Source organism: Pantoea cypripedii (assembly GCF_002095535.1).
Taxonomy (GTDB): domain Bacteria; phylum Pseudomonadota; class Gammaproteobacteria; order Enterobacterales; family Enterobacteriaceae; genus Pantoea; species Pantoea cypripedii.
Window position 1 is genome coordinate 485,896 of the sequence record NZ_MLJI01000002.1, and the last position, 25,358, is coordinate 511,253.

The 25,358-nt window shown below is 49.5% G+C and carries 24 protein-coding genes; 15 read left to right on the top strand and 9 right to left on the bottom strand.

The window, feature by feature from the left end:
- The first annotated feature begins 27 nt into the window (after nucleotides 1-27).
- The 4 genes from HA50_RS23495 (at nucleotide 28) to HA50_RS23510 (ending at nucleotide 3,533) form a co-directional block, all read left to right on the top strand.
- Entirely contained in the window at nucleotides 28-936 is a 909-nt protein-coding gene (locus tag HA50_RS23495; RefSeq protein WP_084879227.1) for a LysR family transcriptional regulator, read from the top strand.
- A gap of 113 nt (nucleotides 937-1,049) precedes the next feature.
- On the top strand, nucleotides 1,050-2,069 hold the full coding sequence (locus HA50_RS23500; RefSeq protein ID WP_084879228.1) for an aldo/keto reductase: 1,020 nt from the start codon (nucleotides 1,050-1,052) through the stop codon (nucleotides 2,067-2,069).
- A gap of 37 nt (nucleotides 2,070-2,106) precedes the next feature.
- A complete protein-coding gene (locus HA50_RS23505; protein ID WP_084879229.1) occupies nucleotides 2,107-3,093 on the top strand; it encodes an aldo/keto reductase in 987 nt (328 codons plus the stop codon).
- A gap of 20 nt (nucleotides 3,094-3,113) precedes the next feature.
- Nucleotides 3,114-3,533 (top strand): cyclophilin-like fold protein, encoded by a 420-nt coding sequence (locus tag HA50_RS23510; protein ID WP_084879230.1) that lies wholly within the window; start codon nucleotides 3,114-3,116, stop codon nucleotides 3,531-3,533.
- On the opposite strand, the gene HA50_RS23515 is transcribed toward HA50_RS23510, so the two are convergent.
- Nucleotides 3,527-4,201 carry a nitroreductase family protein gene (locus HA50_RS23515; protein WP_084879231.1) on the bottom strand — a complete coding sequence of 225 codons (675 nt, stop codon included), beginning with the start codon at nucleotides 4,199-4,201 and terminating at the stop codon, nucleotides 3,527-3,529. The genes HA50_RS23510 and HA50_RS23515 overlap by 7 nt on opposite strands.
- Complete coding sequence (locus HA50_RS23520; protein WP_084879232.1) at nucleotides 4,201-5,418, bottom strand: MFS transporter; 1,218 nt, start codon at nucleotides 5,416-5,418, stop codon at nucleotides 4,201-4,203. Before HA50_RS23520 ends, HA50_RS23515 begins: the two co-directional genes overlap by 1 nt.
- Before the next feature lie 110 nt (nucleotides 5,419-5,528).
- Between HA50_RS23520 and HA50_RS23525 the strand changes: the two genes are divergently transcribed.
- From HA50_RS23525 to HA50_RS23555, 7 genes are all read left to right on the top strand, one after another.
- Nucleotides 5,529-6,458 (top strand): AraC family transcriptional regulator, encoded by a 930-nt coding sequence (locus HA50_RS23525; protein ID WP_084879233.1) that lies wholly within the window; start codon nucleotides 5,529-5,531, stop codon nucleotides 6,456-6,458.
- Between the two features lie 172 nt (nucleotides 6,459-6,630).
- Nucleotides 6,631-6,846: a YdgH/BhsA/McbA-like domain containing protein gene (locus HA50_RS23530; RefSeq protein WP_084878985.1), complete on the top strand. Its 216-nt coding sequence runs from the start codon at nucleotides 6,631-6,633 to the stop codon at nucleotides 6,844-6,846.
- 211 nt (nucleotides 6,847-7,057) lie between these two features.
- The gene (locus HA50_RS23535; RefSeq protein ID WP_084879234.1) at nucleotides 7,058-7,312 is read left to right on the top strand and encodes a hypothetical protein; all 255 of its coding nucleotides are present in this window, start codon (nucleotides 7,058-7,060) and stop codon (nucleotides 7,310-7,312) included.
- Nucleotides 7,313-7,608: 296 nt separating this feature from the next.
- Nucleotides 7,609-9,246: an NAD-dependent malic enzyme gene (locus tag HA50_RS23540; RefSeq protein WP_208617335.1), complete on the top strand. Its 1,638-nt coding sequence runs from the start codon at nucleotides 7,609-7,611 to the stop codon at nucleotides 9,244-9,246.
- Between the two features lie 58 nt (nucleotides 9,247-9,304).
- Nucleotides 9,305-10,975 (top strand): aspartate:alanine exchanger family transporter, encoded by a 1,671-nt coding sequence (locus HA50_RS23545; protein ID WP_084879235.1) that lies wholly within the window; start codon nucleotides 9,305-9,307, stop codon nucleotides 10,973-10,975.
- 120 nt (nucleotides 10,976-11,095) lie between these two features.
- On the top strand, nucleotides 11,096-12,925 hold the full coding sequence (locus HA50_RS23550; protein WP_084879236.1) for a sensor histidine kinase: 1,830 nt from the start codon (nucleotides 11,096-11,098) through the stop codon (nucleotides 12,923-12,925).
- Entirely contained in the window at nucleotides 12,918-14,243 is a 1,326-nt protein-coding gene (locus HA50_RS23555; RefSeq protein ID WP_084879237.1) for a sigma-54-dependent transcriptional regulator, read from the top strand. The genes HA50_RS23550 and HA50_RS23555 overlap by 8 nt, the downstream gene beginning before the upstream one ends.
- A gap of 164 nt (nucleotides 14,244-14,407) precedes the next feature.
- On the opposite strand, the gene ppk2 is transcribed toward HA50_RS23555, so the two are convergent.
- The 3 genes from ppk2 to HA50_RS23570 form a co-directional block, all read right to left on the bottom strand.
- Nucleotides 14,408-15,316, bottom strand: coding sequence for a polyphosphate kinase 2 (gene ppk2, locus HA50_RS23560; protein WP_084879238.1), 909 nt, complete (start codon nucleotides 15,314-15,316; stop codon nucleotides 14,408-14,410).
- A gap of 27 nt (nucleotides 15,317-15,343) precedes the next feature.
- Complete coding sequence (locus HA50_RS23565) at nucleotides 15,344-16,963, bottom strand: inorganic phosphate transporter (RefSeq protein ID WP_084879239.1); 1,620 nt, start codon at nucleotides 16,961-16,963, stop codon at nucleotides 15,344-15,346.
- Between the two features lie 338 nt (nucleotides 16,964-17,301).
- Nucleotides 17,302-18,075, bottom strand: coding sequence for an SDR family oxidoreductase (locus HA50_RS23570; protein WP_084879240.1), 774 nt, complete (start codon nucleotides 18,073-18,075; stop codon nucleotides 17,302-17,304).
- Nucleotides 18,076-18,200: 125 nt separating this feature from the next.
- Between HA50_RS23570 and HA50_RS23575 the strand changes: the two genes are divergently transcribed.
- On the top strand, nucleotides 18,201-19,115 hold the full coding sequence (locus HA50_RS23575; protein WP_084879241.1) for a LysR family transcriptional regulator: 915 nt from the start codon (nucleotides 18,201-18,203) through the stop codon (nucleotides 19,113-19,115).
- Between the two features lie 18 nt (nucleotides 19,116-19,133).
- On the opposite strand, the gene HA50_RS23580 is transcribed toward HA50_RS23575, so the two are convergent.
- Nucleotides 19,134-19,466, bottom strand: coding sequence for a YciI family protein (locus tag HA50_RS23580; RefSeq protein ID WP_244193658.1), 333 nt, complete (start codon nucleotides 19,464-19,466; stop codon nucleotides 19,134-19,136).
- Between the two features lie 99 nt (nucleotides 19,467-19,565).
- On the opposite strand from HA50_RS23580, the gene HA50_RS23585 reads away from it, so the two are divergent.
- Nucleotides 19,566-20,459 carry a LysR family transcriptional regulator gene (locus HA50_RS23585; RefSeq protein ID WP_084879243.1) on the top strand — a complete coding sequence of 298 codons (894 nt, stop codon included), beginning with the start codon at nucleotides 19,566-19,568 and terminating at the stop codon, nucleotides 20,457-20,459.
- Between the two features lie 233 nt (nucleotides 20,460-20,692).
- Here HA50_RS23585 and HA50_RS23590 read toward each other — a convergent pair whose 3' ends face one another.
- Nucleotides 20,693-21,307 (bottom strand): hypothetical protein, encoded by a 615-nt coding sequence (locus HA50_RS23590; RefSeq protein ID WP_084879244.1) that lies wholly within the window; start codon nucleotides 21,305-21,307, stop codon nucleotides 20,693-20,695.
- A 101-nt stretch (nucleotides 21,308-21,408) separates the two neighbouring features.
- Nucleotides 21,409-22,020 carry a hypothetical protein gene (locus HA50_RS23595; RefSeq protein ID WP_084879245.1) on the bottom strand — a complete coding sequence of 204 codons (612 nt, stop codon included), beginning with the start codon at nucleotides 22,018-22,020 and terminating at the stop codon, nucleotides 21,409-21,411.
- A 464-nt stretch (nucleotides 22,021-22,484) separates the two neighbouring features.
- Between HA50_RS23595 and blc the strand changes: the two genes are divergently transcribed.
- Nucleotides 22,485-23,009: an outer membrane lipoprotein Blc gene (gene blc / locus HA50_RS23600; protein ID WP_084879246.1), complete on the top strand. Its 525-nt coding sequence runs from the start codon at nucleotides 22,485-22,487 to the stop codon at nucleotides 23,007-23,009.
- A 47-nt stretch (nucleotides 23,010-23,056) separates the two neighbouring features.
- Here blc and HA50_RS23605 read toward each other — a convergent pair whose 3' ends face one another.
- Nucleotides 23,057-24,229 (bottom strand): MFS transporter, encoded by a 1,173-nt coding sequence (locus tag HA50_RS23605; RefSeq protein WP_084879247.1) that lies wholly within the window; start codon nucleotides 24,227-24,229, stop codon nucleotides 23,057-23,059.
- 223 nt (nucleotides 24,230-24,452) lie between these two features.
- Between HA50_RS23605 and HA50_RS23610 the strand changes: the two genes are divergently transcribed.
- On the top strand, nucleotides 24,453-25,358 hold the full coding sequence (locus HA50_RS23610) for a LysR family transcriptional regulator (RefSeq protein WP_139811015.1): 906 nt from the start codon (nucleotides 24,453-24,455) through the stop codon (nucleotides 25,356-25,358).

Consider the following 25,358-nt stretch of genomic DNA (forward strand, 5'->3'; position numbering starts at 1 on the left):
CAGAACACACATTTTTGAGTCGCCACTATGCAAATGAACCGAGCCGATATGGCAGATTTAATCTACTTTTGCGCCATCGCGCGGCACCAAAGCTTCAGCCGGGCCGCCATTGAATTGGGCGTGAGCGCATCTGCCCTCAGCCATGCCCTGAAAGGGTTTGAAGCACGCCTGGGTGTTCGTCTCCTGAACAGAACGACAAAAAGCGTCACGCTGACAGAAGCGGGAAAAACCTTAGCGCAGACGGTGCAATCGCCCATTGAGACAATCGATTCGGCACTGGAGAAACTTAATTTATTCCGTGACACGCCTGCTGGTCGTATTCGCCTGAATGTCGCTGTAGAAGCGTCGACGTTATTGCTGGCCCCGATACTGCCTGAGTTTGTCGAACTCTATCCTGACGTTGAACTGGATATTGTGGCCACCAATCGCATCGTGGATATGACGGAGGAAGGATTTGATGCCGGGATCCGTTACGGCGGCACAATCCCGGAAGATATGATTGCCCAGCGCTTATCCGCTGATATCCGCTGGGTGGTGGCTGGCTCTCCGGAATATCTCGATCGTTTTGGGACGCCCCTGCACCCGAATGATCTCGACAAACATCGGTGTGTCAGTAACCGACTGGGTGACAATCGCATCTATCGGTGGGAATTCGACCGGGGTGACGAATCGCTGGCGATTAAAGTGCCGCCGTTAATCACGGTAGATCAGGCTGAGACCGGGCTTGTCGCGGTACTGAAAGGCGTGGGCCTGATGTATTACCCTGAGCCGTTAATTGATAAATACGTCAAAGAAGGCAGCCTGCGTCTGGTGCTTACCGATTGGGCCTCAATGGGGTCCGGCTTTCATATCTACTACTCCAGCCGCCGCCAGTTACCCACAGGTCTGAGACTATTAATCGATTTAATACGAAAAATTCAGCCGCTCGGCTTGTAATTGATTGATGAGAAAAACTCAGCATGGCGTTAAATAGGCATAGCTGGTTTCAGGGTGCCTGAGAAATTATTATAAAAATCATTAAGCGATAATATTTTCTCAGGAGACCACCTATGCAATATGTCAATCTTGGACGCAGCGGTCTTAAGGTTTCGCGACTTTGTCTGGGGTGTATGAGTTATGGAGAACCCAATCGTCTGCCACAGGCATGGTCACTTGATGAAGAAACTTCCCGTCCTTTTTTCCGTCAGGCACTGGAAGCCGGAATTAATTTTTTCGATACGGCGAATATCTATTCCGGCGGCAGTTCAGAAGAAATTGTCGGACGAGCGCTTAACGACATGGCGCGACGTGATGAAATAGTTGTGGCGACCAAAGCGTTCTTTCCCTGGAAAAACTCACCCAATGCTGGATTTCTTTCGCGGAAATCACTGATGCAGTCAATTGATGACAGCCTCACTCGCCTGGGTATGGATTATGTCGATTTATTCCAGATCCATCGCTTCGATCACAGTACGCCTGTCGAAGAAACCATGGAGGTGTTGCACGATATCGTGAAGGCCGGCAATGCCCGCTATATCGGTGCGTCATCTATGGAAGCCTGGCGTTTTTCCAAAATGCAATACGTCGCTGAACGCCACGGCTGGACAAGGTTCATTTCCATGCAACCGCAATACAACTTGCTTTACCGTGAAGAAGAACGCGAGATGCTGCCGTTGTGTGAAGACCAGGGTGTCGGTGTTATTCCCTGGAGTCCAATGGCACGCGGAAGGCTTACCAGAGACTGGAGTGAAGCCACGCTTCGCACCCAGAATGATGCTTTTGCGCTTAAGATGTATCAGAACACCGCTGAACATGACCGCCAGGTCGTCGAAGTCGTTACGCGTATCGCGACCAATCATGGCGTGCCACGCGCCCATGTCGCACTGGCGTGGCTGCTTTCAAAATCAGCAATCACATCCCCGATTATTGGCGCGACAAAGTCAGAACATCTGGCTACAGCGATTGGCGCACTAAACTTTTCGCTATCTGATGATGAAATCAGCGCGCTTGAAGCCCCTTATGTGCCCCATCCTGTCGATGGCATTGTTCCGCCACTGTCAGATCAGCCGCTCATGCTCTCCCCGATTTAACTTTGAGGGAATTAATTAAGTTAACAGGAAATTTTATATGCAATATACCCATCTCGGGCGTTCCGGGCTGAAAGTCAGTCGTCTTTGTCTCGGCACCATGAATTTTGGCGATGCAACTGACGAACCAACCAGTTTCGATATTATGGATGCCGCGATCGACGCCGGAATTAACTTTTTCGATTCTGCCGATGTTTATGGCGGTCCACAATCTCCGGACATGGTCAAAGGTTATGGTTTATCTGAGGAGATTATTGGCCGCTGGCTTGCCCGCAGTGGTAAACGAAACCGGATTGTACTTGCGACTAAAGTCTATCAGCCGATGGAAACCGGCCCCAACGATAAATTCCTTTCGGCTTATCATATACGCCGTGCCTGCGATGAAAGCCTGAGGCGTCTGAAAACGGACCATATCGATCTGTATCAAATGCACCATATTGACCGGTCTACGCCCTGGGAAGAAATATGGCAGGCGATGGAACAACTAATCCGCGAAGGCAAGATTACTTATGTGGGCAGTAGCAATTTCGCAGGCTGGCATATTGCCACAGCGCAATGTTCAGCCCTCTCACGTCATCTCCTCGGCCTGTCATCAGAACAAAGCCTGTATAACCTGGCGCAGAGAAGTATCGAACTTGAAGTGATCCCTGCCATTCGCCATTTTGGTCTGGGCTTGATTCCGTGGAGTCCTCTGGGCGGTGGATTACTCGGTGGTGTATTGCAGAAGACACGCGAAGGCCGCAGGGCATCTCCGGCTATGGAGAAAAAAATTGCGCGCTTTCGCGAGCAACTGGAAGCATGGGAAACGCTTTGCTGTGATCTCAGCGAACGTCCGTCTGATGTGGCTCTCGCCTGGCTATTGCATAATTCCGCAGTGACCGCGCCCATTGTTGGCCCCAGAATACCGGAACAGCTCACCCAATCATTACGGGCTTTAGATATATCTTTATCTGAAGACACGCTGCGTTGCCTTGATGAAATCTGGCCGGGTCCGGGTGGGCAGGCACCTGAAGCCTACGCATGGTAATAAAATAAGGTGGTTACGAAATGATCAGATCACTCCTTGCTGGCATCCTGACACTGGCTATCCCGGTTATGGCGAATGCTGCGAATCAAAACATAAAAATTAAGGTTACTGTTGCGGGACAAACGCTCACAGCAACCTTAATTGACAATGCCACGTCGCGTGCGCTGCTGGCAAAACTTCCGCTCACTTTGCCAATGCAGGATCTCTACTCCCGCGAGATGTGTTACCACTTCGCAGACGCGTTGCCCGCCAATGAGACACGTACCTCGGGATATGAGGTGGGTGACATCGTATATTGGCCTCCTCGCCATAGCCTGGTGATCATGTATCGCCAGAACGGAGAACAGATTAGCAACCTGCAAAAAATCGGGCGCATTGACAGTGGCGTTGAACTATTCAGCCATACTGGCAACACACAAGTCACACTCGAAAATCATTGATGAAAGAAAGCAGTTTGTTCGGTTGGTGCTCTGTTCATTTTTACTGTTGATGCATTGCTGACATCTTCATATCCGAATGAGATACCAAACAACAATTTGAAATCTGCAGGCACGTCCAGATATTCTCTTATCGTATCAGCATAAAAACCCAGCAGGGTCTGCGGAATACCTGCATACCCTCTGGCAGTCAAAGATAATAAAAATGTCTGAGCGTACATACCAACATCACCCGCCACTCTGACATTATCGCCAACCGAAGGCATGAAGAGGAAAGCGGCATGCGGTGCGTTAAAAAAACGCAGGTTCTTTAAATATCCCTGTACCCTGCCTTCTTTATCATCACGCGCTACACCTATCGATTGATAATAAGTCGCGCCCTGCTGATAACGGCGCTCACCGAATACGCCGGTGTACGATGCTGTGTCGAATGAAAAATCAAGCGATGATCTGCCATTCTCATATTCATGAATCATCGCTTTTGAGATCTTATCTTTTATTTCACCGGACACAATGTGTACTTGCCAGGGCTGCGTATTGCAGTTCGAAGGTGCCTGGGCGGCATCTTCGAGAACTTCAGTAAGTTGCGCATCGGTTAATGGCGTATCAGTAAAACTGCGGACTGAGTGCCGCAATCTGACTGTTTCCTCAAATGACATCGTTTCTTTCATTAATTAATCCTCCTGAGGCCCGAGTTATTTTTCTCTGCGTGGGTGTTAACCCGCAACGCAACAATCGATGAAGCAAGTATCAGGGCAATACCCCCGGCAATGAAAACACCATACACCCCGGAATAATCGAAGATCAGACCACCACCCGCAGCACCGGTACTGATGGCTAATTGCATGGCCGCAATAAATAACCCTCCCGCACTTTCGGCTTCATCAGGCACGGTGACAGATAACCAGGATGGCCAACCCACGGAAACAATGGCGAATGAGAATCCCCAGAGCACAATCAGCAATGTAGTGATAATGCCGCTCTGCCCTGCCGCAACTAACAACAAACCACTCACGCCCATCAGCAGTGGCGGAATCGCCAGCGATAGCTTTAATTTTCGGGAGATAAAATGCCCTGCTACTGTGTTCCCGGTAATGTTAGCCAGGCCAAACACCAGAAGAACAATGGCAATGTTCCCGACACTGAATCCTGAAACATTTTCGAGGAATGGGCGGATATAGGTAAAAAGAGCAAAGTGACCCGCCCAAATCAAAATGATCGCCAGTTTTCCGTAAGCAATACCCGGGCGTCTCAGAACCGTAAAAAGAGTGCCGATACTGGCTGCTTTTGCCGGCTTCATCGCAGGAAGGGCCGATAGCTGCCAGATAAAGGCAATCAGGCACGGAGCGGCCCCAAGCAGGTAGACATAACGCCAGCCGATAATATCTCCAAGGTAACTTCCCAAAGGCGCGGTCACTATGGTGCCGATTGAAACGCCCGCAAAGATGGTACCGAGCGCTTTTGGCACTTTATCTGCGGGCACCAGGCGCATGGTGGTTGCCGTCGACATCGCCCAGAAGCCACCGATCGCGACTCCCAGCACCAGGCGTCCAGCAAGCATGATGGAAAATGACGGTGCGAATGCCACCACGACACTGGAGACAATTTGCAATACCGAGAACCACAGCAGAACTTTGCGGCGATCCATTTGCCCGGTCACTGCCGTGATAAACAGCCCGCTAACAAGAGCCACTATGGCGGTGGCGGTCACTGCCTGGCCTGCCATCCCCTCGCTAATGTTTAAACCTGCTGCCATGGGAGTCAAAAGGCTGGCAGGCAGGAACTCAGCGACAATCAGGCCAAATACACCCAACGAGAGTGAGTAAACGGCCCCCCACTGGGCCTTTGGCGGCTTAACAGCATCAGCCGCAGATGCGTAATGATTCATGTAATTTTTACCTTCATTTCCTGATGTTCAGGGCAGCAGTATAAAAACCACTTATGGGATGTTCTATGATGTAAACTGTCTGTCTATTGATAATTCGTCCCAGGTGATTTATGGCTGATCGTAACGTTGATATGACTAATGAGCTGCTGCGAGGCATGAGATTGTCCGGCATCAGATACCGTCGAATAGAAATCAATCCTTTCTCTGGCGTGGGTATTGCGCAGGCCGCAGGTAGAGCGCAGTTGCTCGTCGTCAGCAAAGGTAGCGTCTTACTGAAGACATCAGGCAAAGCCACCTGGGTGCTGCAAGGGGGGGATGCTGTATTGATGCCCCACGGAGCTGATTATGTTTTGCTGACATCCGAAGGCGCTCCCGTCATCCCCGCGGATAGCATGGGCAGCGAACAGATTTGTTCGATGGTTTCGAGCATTAGCGCCGAAGAAGGAAACCGCGATGACCTTAGCATTGTCTTTTGCGGATGCATGGAGTTGGAACTCGGCTGCTTTCAGCCGCTGATCAAAACCATGCCGGAAGTGTTGCTGGCAAGCCAGCTCAAACAGAACTGGCCAGAAATTCAGGCCATTTTATCGGCCATGGAACGGGAGTCGACCAACCGGCTGGCAGGATATCCCAGCATTCTGGCAAGACTGGCAGATGTGGTCGGTTCTCTTATTATGCGAGGATGGATCCAGTCAGGCGCTGATAACTCCTCATGCTTGTTCCAGGTGTTGAATGATCCACGACTTAGCAATGCTATTTACTCAATGCACAAAGAGCCGGGAGCAAACTGGACAGTGGATTCCCTTGCCCGTGAAGTAGGCACTTCGCGTTCCGTTTTTGCCCGACGCTTTAATGCCGCTACTGGCACAACGCCTGTCCGCTATTTAGCAGAACTCAGGATGAGACTGGCTGTTCAATATATTCATGAGGAAAAAATGCCGGTTGAACCCGTTGCTTTTAGCCTGGGTTACGGCTCTACTGCCGCTTTCACCAGAGCCTACAAGCGTATTATCGGTAAGACACCGCGTGCACAGCCTTAAATCCTCGTTTTTGCTTCACTTTCGCGCCGCCAATCGACAGCACCTATTGGTGTGATAGTTAGCATGTTAACAATTGCAGCATTTATTGATAATATTGCAATAGTCACCTTGGTTATCATTATTCCCATCGGAGGCACACAGTCTCCCACCCAAATAACCTAAGGAAATGACCATGAAAACTATCAAAGCAATGTCTATCGCCGCTGTCGCTGCTCTCTCACTGATGTCATTCGGTAGCTTCGCTCAGACCGTTACTGCTTCTGACTTAACTCTGGATGGTGCTGAAGCGCAAATCGCTGCTCAGGCTGCACAACAGGGCGCACATTATAAAATCACCGAAGCCAGCAACAATAACTTCGTGCATATGACTGCTGAACTGTACAAATAACAGTTGGTTGCAAGAAAAAGTACCAGCAGAGGCCGCCCATTGGGCGGCCTTTTTATAATCCAGCCCTTCCCCGCCGATATCGTGCAAAATTCTCCGCGTAGTTTCAAAGTCCAGGGAACAGAACCCCCTATCAGCAGGGATTACCTCTGTCACGCGCGACCGGGACTTTGATGATAAAGCCTGGGCCGGTTATATCAGCAACGCGGTTAAGTTGTTTAATGACACGCTGACCATTACGCCGGGTATTCTGGCGGCTTATTACTTCAGAAAATCCTATTCGGATGCCGCTACCGGATCTGTTGGTCAGATGCTGTCTTACATCGCGTGGAACGTACAGGTCAGCCGGGATCTGCATAAATCAGGCAATACGGAGCTGAACGGATACATCGGTATTAACAATATCTTCAACCGCGACTACTGGTTCCGTTGCGTGTATAGCTTCCGGGTTTCCAGTCTTCACGTTTAATTCCCCCTTGCTAACACTGCGCAATAAAATACTTTGATTTAGATCAATTCGCACCACATAATATAAATATTAAAACAAAAAAATTAATTCCCCTACTGTCTCTTTGTTCGGATTTCCGAATGGAAGCAGGACTCTATTTCCGGGCATCCGAATGTTATCAATAACATAAAAATATTTTCCACATAAAAATCAATACGCTATAAAAATAATAAAATTGGCACACTCCATGCAATTACTTAAATGAATCAAATCCATTTTGATCCATAACAACAGTAACTGCTCATGGAGTATTAAAGATGACTATGTCACAACAATCACATTCCTCATCCCACCAGGGGGTTGAGTTGCTTAAAAATCCAGGTCTGAATAAAGGAACCGCTTTCACGCAAACTGAACGTCGCCAGAAAGGCATTGAAGGGCTTTTACCTTCTCATGTTGAAAGCCTGGATTTACAGGTTGCGCGTGCACTTTTAAACGTGAAGAAGAAAGCAAACGATCTGGAGCGTTATACCTACTTACTGGATTTAGAAGAACGCAACGAGACCGTGTTTTATAAAACCGTCATGTCTGACCCGAAACGTTTCATTCCGATTCTGTACGATCCGGTTGTTGCTGATGCATGCCTGGAATTTGGTCATATTTATCGCCGTCCGCGTGGTATGTATATTAATCGCCATATGAAAGGTCGTATCGCTGAAGTATTGCGCAACTGGCCTGTAAAAGATGTGCGTTTTATCTGCGTATCGACCGGTGGGCGTATTCTGGGTCTGGGTGACATTGGTGCCAATGGCATGGGTATTCCTATTGGCAAACTTCAGCTTTATACCGCCTGCGCTGCTGTACCACCAGAATGTCTGCTGCCCGTGTTATTCGACATTGGCACCACCAATAAAGAGCTTCTTAATGACCCGCTTTATCTCGGCGTACGTGAAACACCCGTCAGCACTCAGGAACTGGATGAATTGACCGAAGAGTTTGTCCAGGCAGTACAGGATGTATTCCCCGGCTGCTGCATTCATTTCGAAGACTGGAAAGGTACTGATGCTATTCGCTATCTGGACAAGTATAAAGATCGGGTCCTGTGCTACAACGATGATATTCAGGGCACCGCAGCCATCGCTCTGGCTGGCGTCTCCGCTGCGCTGAATATCAAAGGTGGCACCTTAGAAGAGCAGCGTATTCTGTTTTACGGTGCAGGCTCCGCCGGTCTGGGCATCGCTAAATTGATCATCAGAGAAATGATCGACAATGGCGTCGCTGAAGAAGAGGCGGTTGCACGCGTTCGATTGATGGATATTAACGGCCTGATCAATGCATCCCGTACCGATCTGACACCCGAACAGAAACGCTACGCGCACGATGAACCCTCCACCAATGACCTTGAGCTGATGATTCATCGCTTCCGCCCCAATATTCTGGTAGGCGTCAGCACCAACGCGGGAGCTTTCACGCAACAGGTCGTTGAAGCGATGAGCAAATACAATGATCGCCCGGTCATTTTCGCGCTCTCCAATCCAACCAGCAAAGTTGAATGCACCGCCGAGCAGGCCTACCAGTGGTCAGATGGAAAAGCTTTGTTTGCTGCCGGTGTACAGTTCCCGGAATACGTTTTGAATGGACGCTCTTTCCTGCCAGGTCAGGCAAATAACTTTTATGTCTACCCGGCAATTGGTCTCGCAACCTACGCCGCGCACCCATCACGGTTGACGGATGAGTGTTTTATCGTAGCCGCCCACGCCATTGCAGATTTAATCTCCCCTGAAATGCGTGATGCCGGCATGCTCTATCCAAGCCAGGAAAATATTCTGGCAACCGAAGTGGCAACAGCGGTTCGCATCGCCGAATACATGTTTGATACGGGTCTTGCCCAGGTTAAACGTCCTGAAAATATCGCTCAGTGGATCGAAACCCTGCTCTACAAACCAGAGTATTGAGTTTCCAATTTGTGCTCCGGGGCCCTGCGCCCCGGTCACTCCATACTGAGGAGTTTATATGCATTACATCAATGGTTTATTTCATGAATATCCAGAGGTTGCCGTTTATCTCACTCTGGCAATAGGATTTTGGTTTGGGGCGCTGAAATTCGGCAAATTCAGTCTTGGTGTCGTTACCAGCACCCTGATAGCTGGCCTGTTAATCGGCCAGTTTCACGTCACCATCCCCAGCGTAATGCAGGCTATGTTTTTTGACATGTTCCTGTTCGCTGTTGGTTATTCTGTCGGACCGCAATTTATTCGTGCCATCCGCAGTGACGGCTTGCCCCAAGTGGTTCTGACCCTTTTTGTCTGTCTCTCCGGGTTGCTCACCGCCATTGTTCTTGGCAAATGGTTGAATTATGGCGGGCCAATGACGGCAGGATTGCTTGCTGGTGGGTATACCAACTCAACGGTGCTGGGCGTCGCATCAAGTCTGGTACATCAGAATAAAGCCATTACAGATGCGGCCGCAGCGTTAATTCCCGTTGCTTATGCTGTTACATATCCTTTTGGGACGGCGGGATCGGCCTGGTTTCTGACCTCTGTCGCTCCAAAACTATTTGGCGTCAATCTTGAAGAAGCCTGCAAAGATTACGAGGCGCAGCACGGCACAGCTAAAATTTCTAATTCTGCTTACCGGGCTTATACCAGCCGTAGTTATGAACTCACCAGTGACACGTTCTGGAATAAAACGGTCAGCGATGTCGAGGCGTGCTTTGATCATGAAGTATCTATCCGCCGGATGCGTACTCATCAAGGATCAGAAATCATTGAATGTGATGGCTCGACGCTGCTGACACCTAACGCCATTATTTCTGTCAGTGGGCCGCTCTCCAGCATTGTAAAATACCAGGCAGCTATTGGCCGTGAAATAAAAGATGAGGATCTGTTGGATTATGCGATTGAGCAGCTTGATATCGTGGTGCTCAATAAAAAATTATTCGGTAAATCGCTGGGTGATTTGGTAGCCGAATTTTTAGGCCGACCAGGACATGGCTTATTCCTTACCGGTGTGACACGTGCGGATGTCGCGGTTGCACCAGATATGTCGATGAGCCTGCAACGGGGAGATGTGTTAAGTGTACGTGGTCCCAGCAGTGATGTAGAACGTCTGGCCTCTTCAGTCGGTTACTCAGACCGACCTAAAGAAGGTTCAGATATGGCTTTTATGAGTTTTGGTATCGTTATTGGCTGTCTGATCGGTGCGATAACCCTGCATTTCCACGGTATTCCCCTCAGCTTTGGCACTTCGGTTGGCGCCATCGTTGCCGGGATTGTCTGCGGATATATGCGTGCGACCAAACGTACTTTTGGCCGTATCCCTGCTCCTGCTGTTTGGGTATTTAATAATGTCGGTTTGAATGGATTTATCGCCATTATTGGCCTGAATGCGGCGCCAGGGTTTATCTCGGGTTTGCAGCATTATGGCTTAGCCCTGTTTGTGAGTGGCATCGCCATTACGCTTGTGCCGCTGATTGTTGGTCTGGTCCTGGGAAAATACGTCTTCAAATTCCATCCAGGTATCCTGTTTGGCGTTTGCGCCGGTGCACGTTCAACCACGGCCGCCTTAGGTGCCCTGGAGTCCGCCGCAAAAAGTCACGTACCGGCTATTGGTTATACCGTCGGTTATGCAGTATCTCGTCTGGTGATGGCTGTACTGACCATTGTTCTGCTGAATGTTTTTTAGCGATCAAATCCGTTTCTACGCCATTAAAGGGGGGTAGAAACGGCTTGTGTTGAATTAACGCGTCTATAAAGGCATTCTTTTCGTATTGGTGACTGATATTGCCGGAACTGTTTCACGACTATGCGAATTTCTCACTCAATGCTGACAGACATAACTTTCAGTCTGTATTCTTCATTAGTTAAAAAAAATTTACTTAGGCTACTGTTCGCAGTAGCTGTTTTACTCATCCTGGCACTGAGCTGGTGCAGTTTTCGTTACGCCTGTCAGGAGCAAACCGACATTCTGGAATCCCAGCTACAGCAGCAAGGACAGGAATTGACAGCCAATATCAGCCGCTATGAGTTCATCCCATTGTCGCTGGCTCTCAATAATAACGCTATTGAACTGCTAAATAATCTTCATGATATAACACTGATATCGCGTTTAAATACACAACTGGGGAATTTTAAGTCTCGCATCGGTGCCTTAGCCATTTTTATTGTCGATAAATATGGTGACATCCTGGCGTCGAGCGACGATGGTCATGATGGCAGCCTGATGGGCCAAAACGTCGCGCTTCGGCCATATTTCCAAAATGCTCAGTCTGATAGTATCTCTCATTACTTTGGCATGGGTACGACTCACTCCATTTCCGGATATTATCAGGCCAGTGGCATCTTTCAGGGCAATAAGAAAATTGGTGCAGTAGTGGTTAAAGTCGATCTGCAGAGCATGCTCAGAGACAGCCGTGGCAGTGAAAAGATCATGTTGCTGGATCAAAATAACATCGTCGTATATTCCAGTAATAAAGACTGGCTTTATCAGTCTCTCAATAAGTTGACGACTGGGCAAACACACGGGGGTCTGGCATTACAATCTGGTCGTCATCATGCTGAAAGTATCAGGCTGGGTGATACACGCTATATCCTGATGCAGGAATATCTCCCTCAGCTGAAAATGAGCCTGGTCAGATTAACACCTGTTGAACTTATTTATAAACGCGTATTACCTCGCGTAAGTTCACTGGTGACATTGATGATTCTGGTGGCTGTTTGTTTGTATATTCTTACGCAACGCCTGCAAATCGTTCAATTACGACTGGAAAATCAACACGCGTTGAAAATGGCCTATAACCGCCTTGAGGAACTTGTCAGATGCAGAACTTCTGAGCTGGAAAAAAAGAAGGCGCAGCTTGAAGCTGAAGTGCATGAGCGTATTCAATCCGAAAAAACGCTAAAAAACATGCAAAATGAACTGATTCGTAATGAAAAGCTTGCCGTAGTCGGACAATTATCTGCTGGCCTGGCACATGAAATCAATCAGCCCTTAGCGGCGCTGGGCATGATGTCAGCAAACGCGATACGCTTTTTTGAAATGGGCGAATTCGGTGAGGCCAAAGGTAATCTGGAACGCATTGGTAAACTGGTCGATTACATCGGTCGCCTGAGCAATCAGTTACGATCATTCTCACACAATAACGATAATGTCATTCAGAACATTTCTGCCGGAGTCAGCATCGATAATGCGATGCTGTTGCTGGGTCATCGCTTCGAGAAGCTGGATTGCAGTTTCATTCGCCACCCACCCGAAAAAGAACCCTGGTGTTTATGCAATGGCCTGCGGTTAGAACAGGTTCTTGTCAATCTGATTGGCAATGCATTAGAGGCGACGCAAGATCAATCCTGGCGCAGATTTGTCAGTGCAAGATGGTTTAAACAGGACAATATGGCCGTTATTGAAATTGAAGATAATGGTCCGGGTATCTCTCCGGATGCTCTGGAGCATATTTTTGAACCCTTTTTTACCACCAAGAAAAACCATGGGCTGGGATTAGGCCTTGCGCTATCAGCTGATATTATAAGGTCGTTCAAAGGTACGCTCACCGCACAGAACACAGAACAAGGAGCACGGTTTACCATCCGGTTGCCGCATTCTCAGTTGAACTCACAGGCCGGAAAAAATAATGGCTGATTTTGATGTATTACTGATTGAAGATGACAAAGATGTTCGCCTTGGCTGTATGCAGGCACTGAAACTGGAAAATTTCACTGTAGCTGGTGTCGGCTCAGTTGAAGAGGCTCGTCATTACCTCCCCTCCCTGCGCAAACATGGCATTTTAATTACCGATATGAAATTACCCGGTGTCAGCGGATTGGAATTTCAGAAGGAGGTTAATGAGCTGGAGCAGGATTTACCGGTGATTATCATCACCGGGCATGGTGATGTGGCCACAGCAGTTGAGGCCATGCATAACGGTGCCTATGATTTTCTGTCAAAACCCTTTACTCCCCAGCAATTAACCAATGTCGCAAAACGGGCGCTCGATAAACGACATCTGCTCCAGGAAGTCTATCAGTTACGTCGCCAGCTCGCCGACGCCAGTGCACTTGAAACCCGGATCATTGGCAACTCAGCCGCCATGCTGGAGATCCGCGAAGTTATCAAGGACATCGCCATGACATCAGCAAATGTAATGGTCTACGGTGAAACCGGAACGGGTAAAGAGTTGATCGCCCGGTGTATTCACGACCTCAGTGGTCGCACTGGTCCCTTTGTTGCGCTGAACTGCGGGGGACTGCCTGAAACATTGTTTGACAGCGAAATTTTCGGCCATGAATCCGGGGCATTTTCCGGTGCGCTTAAGCAACGAATAGGCAAACTGGAATACGCCAACAACGGCACATTATTCCTCGATGAAATTGAAAGCATGCCACTCAGCATGCAAATTAAATTACTGCGGGTATTGCAGGAACGCAAACTGGAAAGACTGGGGTCCAATGCGTTAATCCCGATTGATATTCGCATCGTGTCAGCCAGCAAAGCAAACTTACTGGAGCTATCCGGGCAAGGACAGTTTCGTGCCGATCTGCACTTCCGTCTGGATGTGGTAAATATCAAACTTCCGCCATTGCGCGAACGTCCGGAAGATATACCTTTGCTGTTTGACCTGTTTGTTAATCATGCTGTCGCGAGTTATGACCGTCCCACGCCCACAATAACAGAAGCCAGAATTCATCATTTGATGGCGCGTCGCTGGCCGGGTAATGTGCGCGAATTGCGTAATGAAGCCGAACGCTTCGTTTTGGGGATAAAAGGTAGCCTTACCGGAGAGGCAGACGAATCAAACTTATCATTGTCGCAGCTGGTTGATAATTTTGAACGCAGTGTGATTATGGTCGAACTTTCCCATTATGAAGGCAGCCTGACCAGAACGGCTGAAGCATTAAATATCGCCAAAAGCACGCTTTCTGACAAAATAAAAAAATATGGCATTAAGCATTTAGGTTAATTTTCGGGCGACTTAGCGAAACCATCAATTAAGTTGATAGCGGACTCAGTTATCCACAGTTAAGGTGCATATCCGGCTCAACACCCTGTGGATAACAAAGATAATGCCGCGCAGGATGCCAGCTGGCGGAGAGGTGATCATTTCCCGACCAGCTGGCTACGCATTTAATAACAGTCTGGCACCAGCATGCTTTCCGGAACGGGGTGCCGGGCGTAATCAGCATGATGAATGCGCGAAGGTAAGGTAATCGGAGTGCCTTCTTCCGCCTCATAAGGCACCTGCTGCAACAGATGGGAAATACAGTTGAGGCGGGCTTTTTTCTTATCCACGCCCTGCACGATCCACCAGCGGGCTTCCTCAATATTGGTCCGTTCCAGCATAATTTCTTTGGCGGCGGTGTAGTCCTCCCAGCGGCGGCGGCTCTCCAGAACCATCGGACTTAGCTTCCACTGTTTTAATGGATCATGGATACGGCTCAGGAAGCGCGTCTCCTGTTCTTCATCGGTGATTGAAATCCAGTACTTCACGATCTGAATGCCGCTGCGGACCAGTAACCGTTCAAACTCCGGGGCGCTATGAAAAAACTCTTCGTACTCCTCGTCGCTACAAAATCCCATCACTTTTTCGACACCTGCGCGGTTGTACCAGCTGCGGTCAAACAGCACGATCTCCCCCGCCGCAGGCAGATGTGACACATAGCGCTGGAAATACCACTGTGAACGCTCGCGCTCGCTGGGTGCAGGCAACGCGGCCACCCGGCAGTAGCGAGGGTTCAGCCGCTGCATGATGCGTTTGATGACGCCCCCTTTGCCGGCCGCATCGCGGCCTTCAAAAATCACCACCAGACGATGGCCCGTGCGAACCACCCAGTTTTGCAGTTTGACTAATTCGCCCTGCAGATGCAGAAGCTCGCCAAAGTAACGGCGGCGCCAGGCCATTTCATCCGGGTCAGGTCGTGCTGCCGGATCCAGATCCTCCAGTTCCAGCTCAAGCGCTTCATCGTAACTGTCAAAGAACTCCTGCAAAAAACGCGCATCAGATTTATTGTTGTAATCAATTTCATGTGCAGACATCGTCTTATATCCCTGTCGAAGCGAGCGTTACAGTGAGACCATCATCCAGTAGAGAGCAGCGGAGAGCAGTGCAGCAGCAGGCAGCGTTAATACCCAGGCCAGCACCATGTTGCGAATCGTCCCCAGCTGCAGGCCACTTTTGTTAGCCGCCATGGTGCCTGCAATGCCTGAGGAGAGCACATGCGTGGTGGACACCGGCAAACCGAAGGCATCAGCCGCCCCGATGGTGCCCATTGCGACCAGTTGAGCACTGACGCCCTGCGCGTAGTTAAGGTGGCTTTTACCAATTTTCTCTCCCAGGGTAGCGACAATGCGACGCCAGCCCACCATGGTGCCCAGTCCAAGCGCCAGCGCCACGGCCACTTTGACCCAGGTCGGGATAAATTGCGTCGACGCATTCAGCGCTTTTTCCAGTGCATGGAGCGTCTGGTGCGTGGTGGCCGGTAAGGTCAGCGTCTTATCGGTTGTCAGATGTTTGATGGTCTGCGCGGCAAGATACATATCATCGCGCACAGCAGGCATCTGATCAGCAGGGATGGTTTGCAACGAACCATAGTGGCTCAGAGTGTCCCCAATTCGTCCCGTGGTCTGCGCCAGCGCGGCTAGTACCGTGGCATTGCTTTCGCCCGTGCGCAGATAGGTGGTCAGCACATCCGCCGCAGGCGCAGAGAGGACAACCGACGTTTGCTGTAACAGCTGAGTTTTGCTGCTTTCCGCCAGCGCAATAATATGCGGGACTTCAGAATGCGGCAGGGCACGATTAAGGGAATAGGTCACCGGCAGCGCAGCGACCAGAATCAGCATCATTAGCCCCATCCCCTTTTGCCCGTCATTCGAACCATGGGCAAAAGAGACACCAGTACAGGTCAGCACCATCAGACCACGGATCCATAACGGCGGAGCGCCCTTCTCTTTCGCCGTCTGATACAGCTCTGGTTTTTTCACCAACCGCTTCATCAGCACCAGCAGCAGTGCCGCACAGACGAAGCCTACGATCGGCGAAAGGATAAGCGCGTTACCGATATTTAACGCCTGGCCCCAGTTCACTCCGCTCATTGCGCTACGGCCATGCATCACCGCATTGGCAATACCGACACCAATAATCGAGCCAATCAATGTATGGGAAGAGGACGCGGGCAACCCGAGCCACCATGTCGCCAGATTCCAGATGATGGCGGAGAACAACAGCGCGTAAATCATGACAAAACTTTCGCTGCTGCCGCTCTGAATAATTAATTCCACCGGCAAAAGAGAAATGATGCCGAAGGCTACCGCCCCGGTTGAGCACAGGACACCGAGAAAGTTAAAGATGCCGGACCACACCACTGCAACAGTGGGCGATAACGAGCGGGTATAAATGACGGTGGCGACCGCGTTGGCGGTGTCGTGAAAGCCATTGACGAATTCAAAGCCCAGCGCGGCCAGCAGCGCAATACCTAAAAGAACGATGGGCAGATAGCTGCTGAATGTCAGCCCGGTTTGCTGAATATCGCCCAGGAATTGTGTTCCGGTGAAAATAAGACCAGCAATGATGAAAGCGCCAAAAAGAAATAACGGTTTTTTACTGTTTCCCTGATTGACTTCTTCGGAGGTGGATAACGGAGTTGCGGTAACACTCAAAGCCTGGGGCGTAACGTAATCGCTCATTAGTGAAAATTTCCTATAGATCGCTAAAGCAGCAAAAGCACAACGATTTGTGTGAACACCATATAGAAAATTTATGAAAGTTTTATGACAGAGCTGTCAAAAAAGCGTCATATAGAAAAGAGGGAAAGGCCGGGAATTTAGCATTAATCCATTAATAATCAATGAATTGAATTTAATATGAAAAAATCTCAATTTAGTATTTGAGTTAGAGAACTGTCATAAACCTGTCACAAAGCACTGAATAATGATAACCAATGTTAACATTTACCATAGGTAATAATTATCTTTATAACGCCATCAAATCAGGGCCTCGTTAATTTAACAGGCCCTTCTGGCGCTTATTTCGTCGTATATCCGCCGTTGACCAGGATGGTCTGCCCGGTCATCCACCAGCCATCGCTGACCAGAAAACGCACCCATGGCACGATATCTTCAATATCTGTCAGGCCGGTTTTGCTGAAGGGGGACAGCGCAGCGGCAGTTTTGTGGTATGCCACTGCCTCCGCACCTTCTGCCGGATAAAAGAACGGCGTATCCATCGGGCCGGGGCCGATCGCGGTGACCGAGATACCACGTTCACCCAGTTCTTTCGAGGCAGCACGCGTAAAGTGCTCGACCGGTGCCTTCATACCCGCATAAGCAGCATAAAACGGCGTGTAAGCTCCCAGCAGCGATGTCACCAGGCTACAGATTTTTCCGTTATCATTGACATGCTTACCGGCTTCTTTCAGAAAGAAGAACGCGGTCTTCGCGTTAACCGCACTCATATCATCAAACTCTTCTTCCGTGATGTCCGCCATCGGCTTCTTCAGCACTTTACCCACCGTGTTGATTGCAATGTCAGGCCGCCCCACCGCAGCCACAACATCGGCGAACAGTTTCTCCATCGCAGCGGCTGAGGTCAGATCCGCCTGAAAGGCGCAGGCCTCTGCCCCGGAGGCCTGAATGGCGTTCACCGTGGCTTCGGCGTCCTGTTGTGAAGCGGCACTGTTGTAGTGAATAGCAACAGCGCGGGCACCCTGCCGGGCAAAGTCACGGGCAATCAATCCCCCGAGATTTTTCGCCCCTCCGGCGATAAGGACAGTTTTTCCTCTGATGGCATGGTCACTCATGATTCAGCTCCTGATGCAGTGGTTTTGCGGGCAAATCCCGTAATCAACAGCTTAATGTGAATGAAAAATAGATAAACACTGATAATCTGCATGCACTATGCACAACTCACGAACAATCAGGATCTATGGATACAGTTGATCTGTTTAAGATATTTCTCCGGGTGGCGGAAAACGGCAGCTTTATTCGGGCAGCGGAAACGCTGAATCGCCCCGCATCCACCATCTCGGCGGCGATCCGTGAGCTGGAATCCCGGCTGGGTACGCGTCTGTTCCACCGCACCACGCGCACCGTCTCGCTGACGCATGACGGCCATGCTTTCTACGCACGTTGTCAGGTGGTGGTTCAGGATATGGAAGAAACGGAGAATCTTTTCAAACCAACCAGCAAAGAAGTGACCGGGAAAATCCGCGTCGATGTGCCGGGACGGGTTGGCAGCCGCATTATTATTCCCGCCCTGAAGGATTTTTTTACTCGCCACCCAGGTATCCAGATCGAGCTTGGCGTCACCGACAGAAGCGTAAATCTTGCTGAAGAAGGCATAGATTGTGCGGTTCGCGTCGGCAGGCTGAATGACTCCGGCATGGTATCGCGTTGCATAGGCTATCTGAGCATTATTAACGTCGCGTCTGAGGCATATATTGCGGGTTGTGGTGAGTTGACCTCACCTGGTGAACTCAACCACTATGCAGCTGTAGGGTATGCCTCACCCACCACCGGTCGCCGGGAACGCTGGGAATGGGTGCAGGAAGGAGAGATCCTCAATGCCGACGTTAACAGCCAGCTCACCGTGAACAGCGCTGAAGCCTATATTGCCGCCTGCGTTGCGGGTCTGGGTATCATTCAGATCCCCGAGTATGACGTCAGTGACCTGCTGGCAACGGGGGCACTGCGCCAGGTTATGACCGATTTCCGACCGGGTTCGCTACCTGTCAACATTCTGTACCCACATCGGCGACATCTTTCCCGCCCTTTACGCTTATTCACCGACTGGCTGACCCCGCTGTTGCAGGCAAAGATGTGCCTGCTGCCTGCACAGTAAGGTCTCTCCTTACCTTCTTCAGTCAACCAAATCCTGTAGTTCGCTGACCGTGGTACGGCTGGAGAACCTGCTCAGCTCGCCGAACAGCGGATCCCACTCCTGAATATCCAGATGCGCGATAAGATCTTCACGCGCAAACGGGTCTGCATTAACCATCGACTGCACCTCATCCAGCGTCTCTGCCTGGAAAATCAGAAAACCCGCCCGTAACGGGGTGTTCTTCAGGGGTCCGGAAGCCAGCAGTTTTCCCTGATTGATCAATGCCTTCAGGTAAACCACATGTTCACGTACAAAGGCATTCCACTCCGTGCCATCCGGATGGTCCATTCTTACCACATAGATACCCATCATTATCTCCGAACTGTCGATTAGGAAAAAAAGCAGCATAATGAGCACTGACAGTATTTAAAACAGACCTGCATTGCGTTCTGAAACAACCAGGGGTTGTTAATGCTTGATAAACTTACGGGTATGCGCACCTTTGTCGCTGCGGTGCAAACAGGGTCTTTCGTCGCCGCCGCAGACAAACTCAGCATGTCGCCACAGATGGTGGCACGCCATATCGCCGCGCTGGAACAGCAGCTGGCGACCCGCCTGCTGAACCGGACGACACGCAGGCAAAGCCTGACGCCTGCGGGTTGCCAGTATTTCAGGCGATGCGAGGCTATCCTGAAGGCGATTGATGACGCTGAGAATGAAGCCAGCGGCACCACCGCCGTCCCTTCGGGCACATTGCGGCTCAACGCTCCGGTGACATTCGGGCGCTATGCTTTGGTGAATTTTCTCAGCCAGTTTCTCCAGCGTTATCCGCAAATGAGCATTGAACTTACGCTGTCCGATGACGTTATCAATCCGGCAGCTGAGAGTTTTGATATGGTCATTCGTATCGGCGATCTGGATAAAAACCTTCGCTTTGCGGCAAAACCGTTACCCGCCTGGCGGCTGATTGCCTGTGCCGCGCCTCAATACCTGGCAAAACATGGCTGGCCACAGCATCCCTCCGATCTGCACCATCACGAATGTCTGGGCTTTTCCCCCTGGCCTGCGGGACTCACTCATCAATGGCCATTCCTCAGCACGGAGGGACTCACTGGTGTGACAATCAACGCCCGCCTGACCATTAACGACTGGGGTGCCATTCTGGAAGCGGCAATCCAGGGGACGGGTGTGCTGATTGGTTATGAAAAGGGGCTTGAACAGCCAATTAAGCAGGGGCAACTCGTTACCATCCTGGTTGACTATAAAATTCCCGAGCGGGCGATGCATCTGCTGTATGAACCTTCCCGCGCCAGCGAAACCCGTTATCGAGTTTTCATTGATGAGTTATGTGAGTTTTTTAACTGATTGAGTTGCTGAACAACACCTTGATATGAGTAATATCCACGAGTATTGGAGGTCGTTGTAGAAAAGGCTGCCAGTGTTTTATTGTCTAACAATGGTAATCTGGCTAGAGTTTATCAATTCTATAGAGGTGGACATCTTTTCAATCGTCCACCTATCAAACTACGATAGGTGTCGGTTTTGTGTTTTTTATTGAAAAATAATATCGCACAGCTTGTGATTCATTTGTTAAAATACTAGCCTAAATCACTTTCCTTCAATAATGTATAAGTGAATATATTCCCAAACTCCTCCCTTGCATTCTTACAAATATCTAAAAAGTCGTTAAAATCCTGTTCATTTGAAAAAACCTGACATCCTGCAGAAAAATTCGAGTTTTTCGTTTTATCATTTCCAAACTTAGGACCTTTATGAATGTTTATTTTAAAAATCCCTGTATCTTCAGTACCCTCAATGATATCCATTTTATCATCGTAGTTATTATCTCGATAAACTGTAACATTACCTAAGTTCTGGCATAGTGCTTCATAAGAATTTCTATGCAAATTAATTTCATACGCCCTGACATACTGCCCCTCTTTTAAAATTCCCGTACCTTCTTCATAAACCTCGGCCAAGGGTTGAATTAAATACTCCGGACTTGGATCTGTTGTTATGCTAAAATAATGATATATCCATTCGCTACCATCCCTATAAAAAACAAACAATAAGTCATCGAAATACTTCGAATAGTTATCAGATGATCTTATCCCTACAATATTAACATTCCATTTTCTATTCGGTGTATCATAGACAATATAATTATTTTTATTCATTGCATTAATCACTTCAGAGAGATCAGGAACTTTCATAAAACCCCCAGACATATTGCGATGGAATAATATGTGTACTGCCTGTTGACCATACAAAAGAATAGGTGATTAGATATGACTCCGTTTAATGGTATAGATTATCACACTGCAACATTAGCAATTTCCAACCAGTTTAGTTGTGGCTTTTTAGAAACGGGAGAAACACGCAGACTAATTTCAGCTGCATCACTAGCATGTAATTTATATTGGTTAATACCATATGGAGGCGTCAGACCCTGCAGCCAGCTGTCATGTACAAACATAATGGGATCATCTTCATTCTTCCGCATAATTTCAGCGACACCACGCAGAACCTGTTCAGCAAGCATTGTGGCGACCGTAACTGTCGGATTAGCGGTTAATTTTGCTATAACATCGGCCGTGGTTGCAGTTGAGTTGATGACTTCTTCTAGCTTCTTACCCGCATTCTGAATATCAGTATCAGCATCCATCAGCATAATACTTAATGTCAGGAACTCCCCTGGGTTTTCAGGTCCATAAAGAAGCAGAGCATTATCAGGATTTATGATCTGCTGGTAGACCTGTGAGCCAGGAAAAGCGAAATGATTGGCGCTCATACGAATAACGCCATTATTTTTATCGGTAGCAATGACAATAATATAGGGATCAAGTCGATTGCCAATATCAAACGACTTCCGAACCCGTAACGTTGTCATAAAAACCGCAATTTTATCTTCTTCAGGAATAAACATAGTTTACCTCGGTAGTCTGACCCAGATGAAATGACAATTGAATAGAACATTTTCTCTTCTGTTAAAATTTTCATAGCATAAGGAAGAAGTGCACAGCAGTTGCGCCTCCATATCATCGTTGGATGGTTTTATGAAAAGATCAAGGCCAGAAAGAGAATATATATAGAGTCAGAAATAAGATTCACCACCAAAAATAAGGCAACCATAAAATAAACTAAATAATTAGCAAAATAATAAATTGACTGCCCCGGGCATACTCCTTTTTAGCGCAATAACTTCCTGCGAATAGAGGTACTCAGATAACGTTGGGTTACCACAGTGACGATAAGATAACACACTAAAACTATGGCGAAATGACAGGCAGGCCAGACATAAAGCGCCTGTGCAACCACAAACCACAGTAATTCAGTGCCGGTTTTTTACACTACACTGTAATTCCAACCGTGCTAATGAAAGGAGTTCTGATGAAGCTATGGCATGTTGTGACCGGTGTTGCTATCGCATTGAGCCTGGTTGCCTGCAAATCGCCCACACCGCCAAAAGGGGTGACGCCTGTGACCGGGTTTGACGCCAGTCGTTATCTGGGGAAATGGTACGAGATAGCCCGTCTCGAAAACCGTTTCGAACGCGGACTTGAGCGCGTGACTGCCACCTATGGCAAGCGCAGTGATGACGGAATTAGCGTTCTCAACCGGGGTTACGATCCACAGACGCAAAAATGGCATGAAAGTGAGGGTAAAGCTTACTTTATCGGTGATCCGGCCACCGCCGCACTGAAGGTTTCATTCTTTGGCCCCTTCTATGGCGGTTATAACGTGATCAGGCTGGATGATAATTACCAGTACGCGCTGGTAAGCGGCCCCAACCGTGATTATCTGTGGATCCTCTCCAGAACCCCCTCCATCCCGGATGCTGTGAAACAGGATTACGTTGACACCGCACGCAAGCTCGGCTTCCGGGTTGATCAACTGTTGTGGGTGAAGCAGTAAAATCCTTATTTAGCAGCTTGCAGGGGGAGCGCCCCCCTGCCTGTACATCAGTGGTGCAGACGAAAACTCGCGCGGGAAGTAAAAGATGCCAGGAAGAACAGCACCGCAGCGGTCAGGAAAATCCCGGTAAAACCCAGATGATCAAACATCACGCCACCGATGGCCGCGCCAGCGGTAATGGCAAACTGGATCGCCGCCACCAGTAATCCCCCTGCACTCTCCGCGTCCTCTGGCATTGTTCTGGTGATCCAGGTAGACCAGCCAACTGGCAACACGCCATATACCAGTCCCCAGAAAATAACGAGCGCAATATCTGTCACCGGCGTGACTGGCAGCAGCAACAGCGCCAGGGCCGTGACTGAGATAACCAGCGGAATGATCACCATCGCCCGGAAAAAATGACCGGAAAGAATCCTGCCGGCAAGCGTTGTCCCGACGCAGCTGCTGAGACCAAACCCCAGTAAAACCCAGGATAACGCATCCGGGCTGAGCGCAAGACCGCGTTCAAGGAAAGGCCGTACGTAAGTGAAAAAGGCAAAGTGACCGCTGAAGCAGATGATGGACGCCAACAGGCCAAGCGTGACCCATTTTCTGCGCAGCAGACCAAACATCTGCGTAAATTTTACCGTGCCGTTAGCGGGCAAAGAAGGCAGTGAGAAAAACTGGAACAGAAAACCGGCCACACCAATCAACGCGCCACCGACAAAGACCGCGCGCCATCCTGCCAGATGGCCCAGATAACTTGCCAGCGGCACAGCCAGTATGGTCGCCAGCGATACGCCAGCAAATATAATGCTCAGCGCTTTCGGCACATCTTTTTCAGACACCAGCCTGATGGCCACCGCAGAGGACATGGTCCAGAACCCTCCGACGGCAAATCCTAGCAGGCAGCGCCCAGCAAACAACATAAAACTGTTAGTCGCGGACGCCACAATAAGGTTCGACACAATCAGGCTCAGGGTGAAGGACAGCAAAAGATAACGTCTGTCGGTGTTGCGGCTCATAGGCGCCAGCAAAAGACTGGTTATCACCGCCATCACACCACTTGCCGTGACAGATTGCCCGGCTGTCCCGGCGGTTATTGACAGGTCGTGAGCAATGGGTGTCAGCAGGCTGACAGGAAGAAATTCACCGGTGATCAATCCGGTCACACCGACAAAAAGAGACCACACGGCTGGCCAGTGGCCGGTGTGCGGGTTTATCGCTTCAGTATTTTGCATAGCATCTCAATCTATATTATGGGTTTAGGCGTTATTTCGGCATGACGCTGCCGTCCCGAGCTGGAATACGAATCAGCTGTTCAGGAGGGTGTTTTTCGTGTGGGTTTAAGCAGGCGGGCAGTATTATTACCAGTTCATCTGCGATACAACGTCGGTCCATTTTAAAGCTTTCAAATTGATTATTTAAATGTGATTATTCGAATACAGTTATTAGTGTGACTTCATAATCATGGAAAACTTCAACGAACTTGCCGCTTTTGCTTTGGTCGCCAGCGAGAAAAGCTTTACGCGGGCCGCCGCTAAAATGGGGATTTCGCAATCCGCGCTGAGCCAGACCATCCGCAACCTGGAAGCCCGCCTTGAGCTACGATTGCTGACCCGCACCACACGCAGTGTTTCTCCCACTGAAGCCGGTGAGTACCTGCTCAGTAATCTGGCACCGCGACTCGACGAAATCACCGGCGTACTCAATTCACTGCGCGGCATGCGTGACAAACCGACCGGCACAGTCCGCATTGCCGCGGCTGGCCATCCTGCTGTTGCCGTTATCGAACCGGCACTGCGTCAGATGCTGCGGGATAATCCTGACGTAAACGTTGAGATATCCGTTGATGATGCCCTGGCTGATATTGTGGCCGACGGCTTTGACGCGGGTGTCCGTCTTGGCGAGCAGGTGGCAAAGGATATGATCGCGGTGCGCATCAGCCCCGATATCCGCATTGTGGTCGTTGCCTCTCCCGATTATTTTTCCCGTTATCCCCTCCCCCTGACACCCCATGATTTAACGCATCACAACTGCATCAATCTGCGCCTGCCCACCTATGGCGGCCTGTTCCCGTGGGAATTTGCAAAGAATGGGGAAGAACTCAAAGTCAGGGTTGAGGGACAGCTGACCTTCAACAGCCTTGAACTGCGTCTGAACGCCGTGCGTGCCGGATGTGGGCTTACCTGCCTGCCGGAAGACACCGTAGCGGATGATATCCGGCAGGGAAGGCTAATTCAGGTGCTGGATGAATGGTGCCCGATGCTACCCGGTTACCATCTTTATTATCCGCATCGCCGACATCCTGCACCGGCTTTTACCCTGGTTCTGAACGCGCTCAGGGAACACTGGCGTAACGGGATCTAA

Excerpts from the sequence above, each read along its gene's own strand:
- HA50_RS23580 (WP_244193658.1), bottom strand. The coding sequence starts at position 19,466 with ATGATGGGTATCTATGTGGTAAGAATGGACCATCCGGATGGCACGGAG.
- HA50_RS23575 (WP_084879241.1), top strand. The coding sequence starts at position 18,201 with ATGGATACAGTTGATCTGTTTAAGATATTTCTCCGGGTGGCGGAAAAC.
- HA50_RS23495 (WP_084879227.1), top strand. The coding sequence starts at position 28 with ATGCAAATGAACCGAGCCGATATGGCAGATTTAATCTACTTTTGCGCC.
- blc (WP_084879246.1), top strand. The coding sequence starts at position 22,485 with ATGAAGCTATGGCATGTTGTGACCGGTGTTGCTATCGCATTGAGCCTG.
- HA50_RS23595 (WP_084879245.1), bottom strand. The coding sequence starts at position 22,020 with ATGTTTATTCCTGAAGAAGATAAAATTGCGGTTTTTATGACAACGTTA.
- HA50_RS23585 (WP_084879243.1), top strand. The coding sequence starts at position 19,566 with ATGCTTGATAAACTTACGGGTATGCGCACCTTTGTCGCTGCGGTGCAA.
- HA50_RS23590 (WP_084879244.1), bottom strand. The coding sequence starts at position 21,307 with ATGAAAGTTCCTGATCTCTCTGAAGTGATTAATGCAATGAATAAAAAT.
- HA50_RS23545 (WP_084879235.1), top strand. The coding sequence starts at position 9,305 with ATGCATTACATCAATGGTTTATTTCATGAATATCCAGAGGTTGCCGTT.
- HA50_RS23515 (WP_084879231.1), bottom strand. The coding sequence starts at position 4,201 with ATGAAAGAAACGATGTCATTTGAGGAAACAGTCAGATTGCGGCACTCA.
- HA50_RS23510 (WP_084879230.1), top strand. The coding sequence starts at position 3,114 with ATGATCAGATCACTCCTTGCTGGCATCCTGACACTGGCTATCCCGGTT.
- HA50_RS23570 (WP_084879240.1), bottom strand. The coding sequence starts at position 18,075 with ATGAGTGACCATGCCATCAGAGGAAAAACTGTCCTTATCGCCGGAGGG.
- HA50_RS23565 (WP_084879239.1), bottom strand. The coding sequence starts at position 16,963 with ATGAGCGATTACGTTACGCCCCAGGCTTTGAGTGTTACCGCAACTCCG.
- HA50_RS23540 (WP_208617335.1), top strand. The coding sequence starts at position 7,609 with ATGACTATGTCACAACAATCACATTCCTCATCCCACCAGGGGGTTGAG.
- HA50_RS23530 (WP_084878985.1), top strand. The coding sequence starts at position 6,631 with ATGAAAACTATCAAAGCAATGTCTATCGCCGCTGTCGCTGCTCTCTCA.
- HA50_RS23605 (WP_084879247.1), bottom strand. The coding sequence starts at position 24,229 with ATGCAAAATACTGAAGCGATAAACCCGCACACCGGCCACTGGCCAGCC.
- ppk2 (WP_084879238.1), bottom strand. The coding sequence starts at position 15,316 with ATGTCTGCACATGAAATTGATTACAACAATAAATCTGATGCGCGTTTT.
- HA50_RS23505 (WP_084879229.1), top strand. The coding sequence starts at position 2,107 with ATGCAATATACCCATCTCGGGCGTTCCGGGCTGAAAGTCAGTCGTCTT.
- HA50_RS23500 (WP_084879228.1), top strand. The coding sequence starts at position 1,050 with ATGCAATATGTCAATCTTGGACGCAGCGGTCTTAAGGTTTCGCGACTT.
- HA50_RS23550 (WP_084879236.1), top strand. The coding sequence starts at position 11,096 with ATGCGAATTTCTCACTCAATGCTGACAGACATAACTTTCAGTCTGTAT.
- HA50_RS23525 (WP_084879233.1), top strand. The coding sequence starts at position 5,529 with ATGGCTGATCGTAACGTTGATATGACTAATGAGCTGCTGCGAGGCATG.
- HA50_RS23520 (WP_084879232.1), bottom strand. The coding sequence starts at position 5,418 with ATGAATCATTACGCATCTGCGGCTGATGCTGTTAAGCCGCCAAAGGCC.
- HA50_RS23555 (WP_084879237.1), top strand. The coding sequence starts at position 12,918 with ATGGCTGATTTTGATGTATTACTGATTGAAGATGACAAAGATGTTCGC.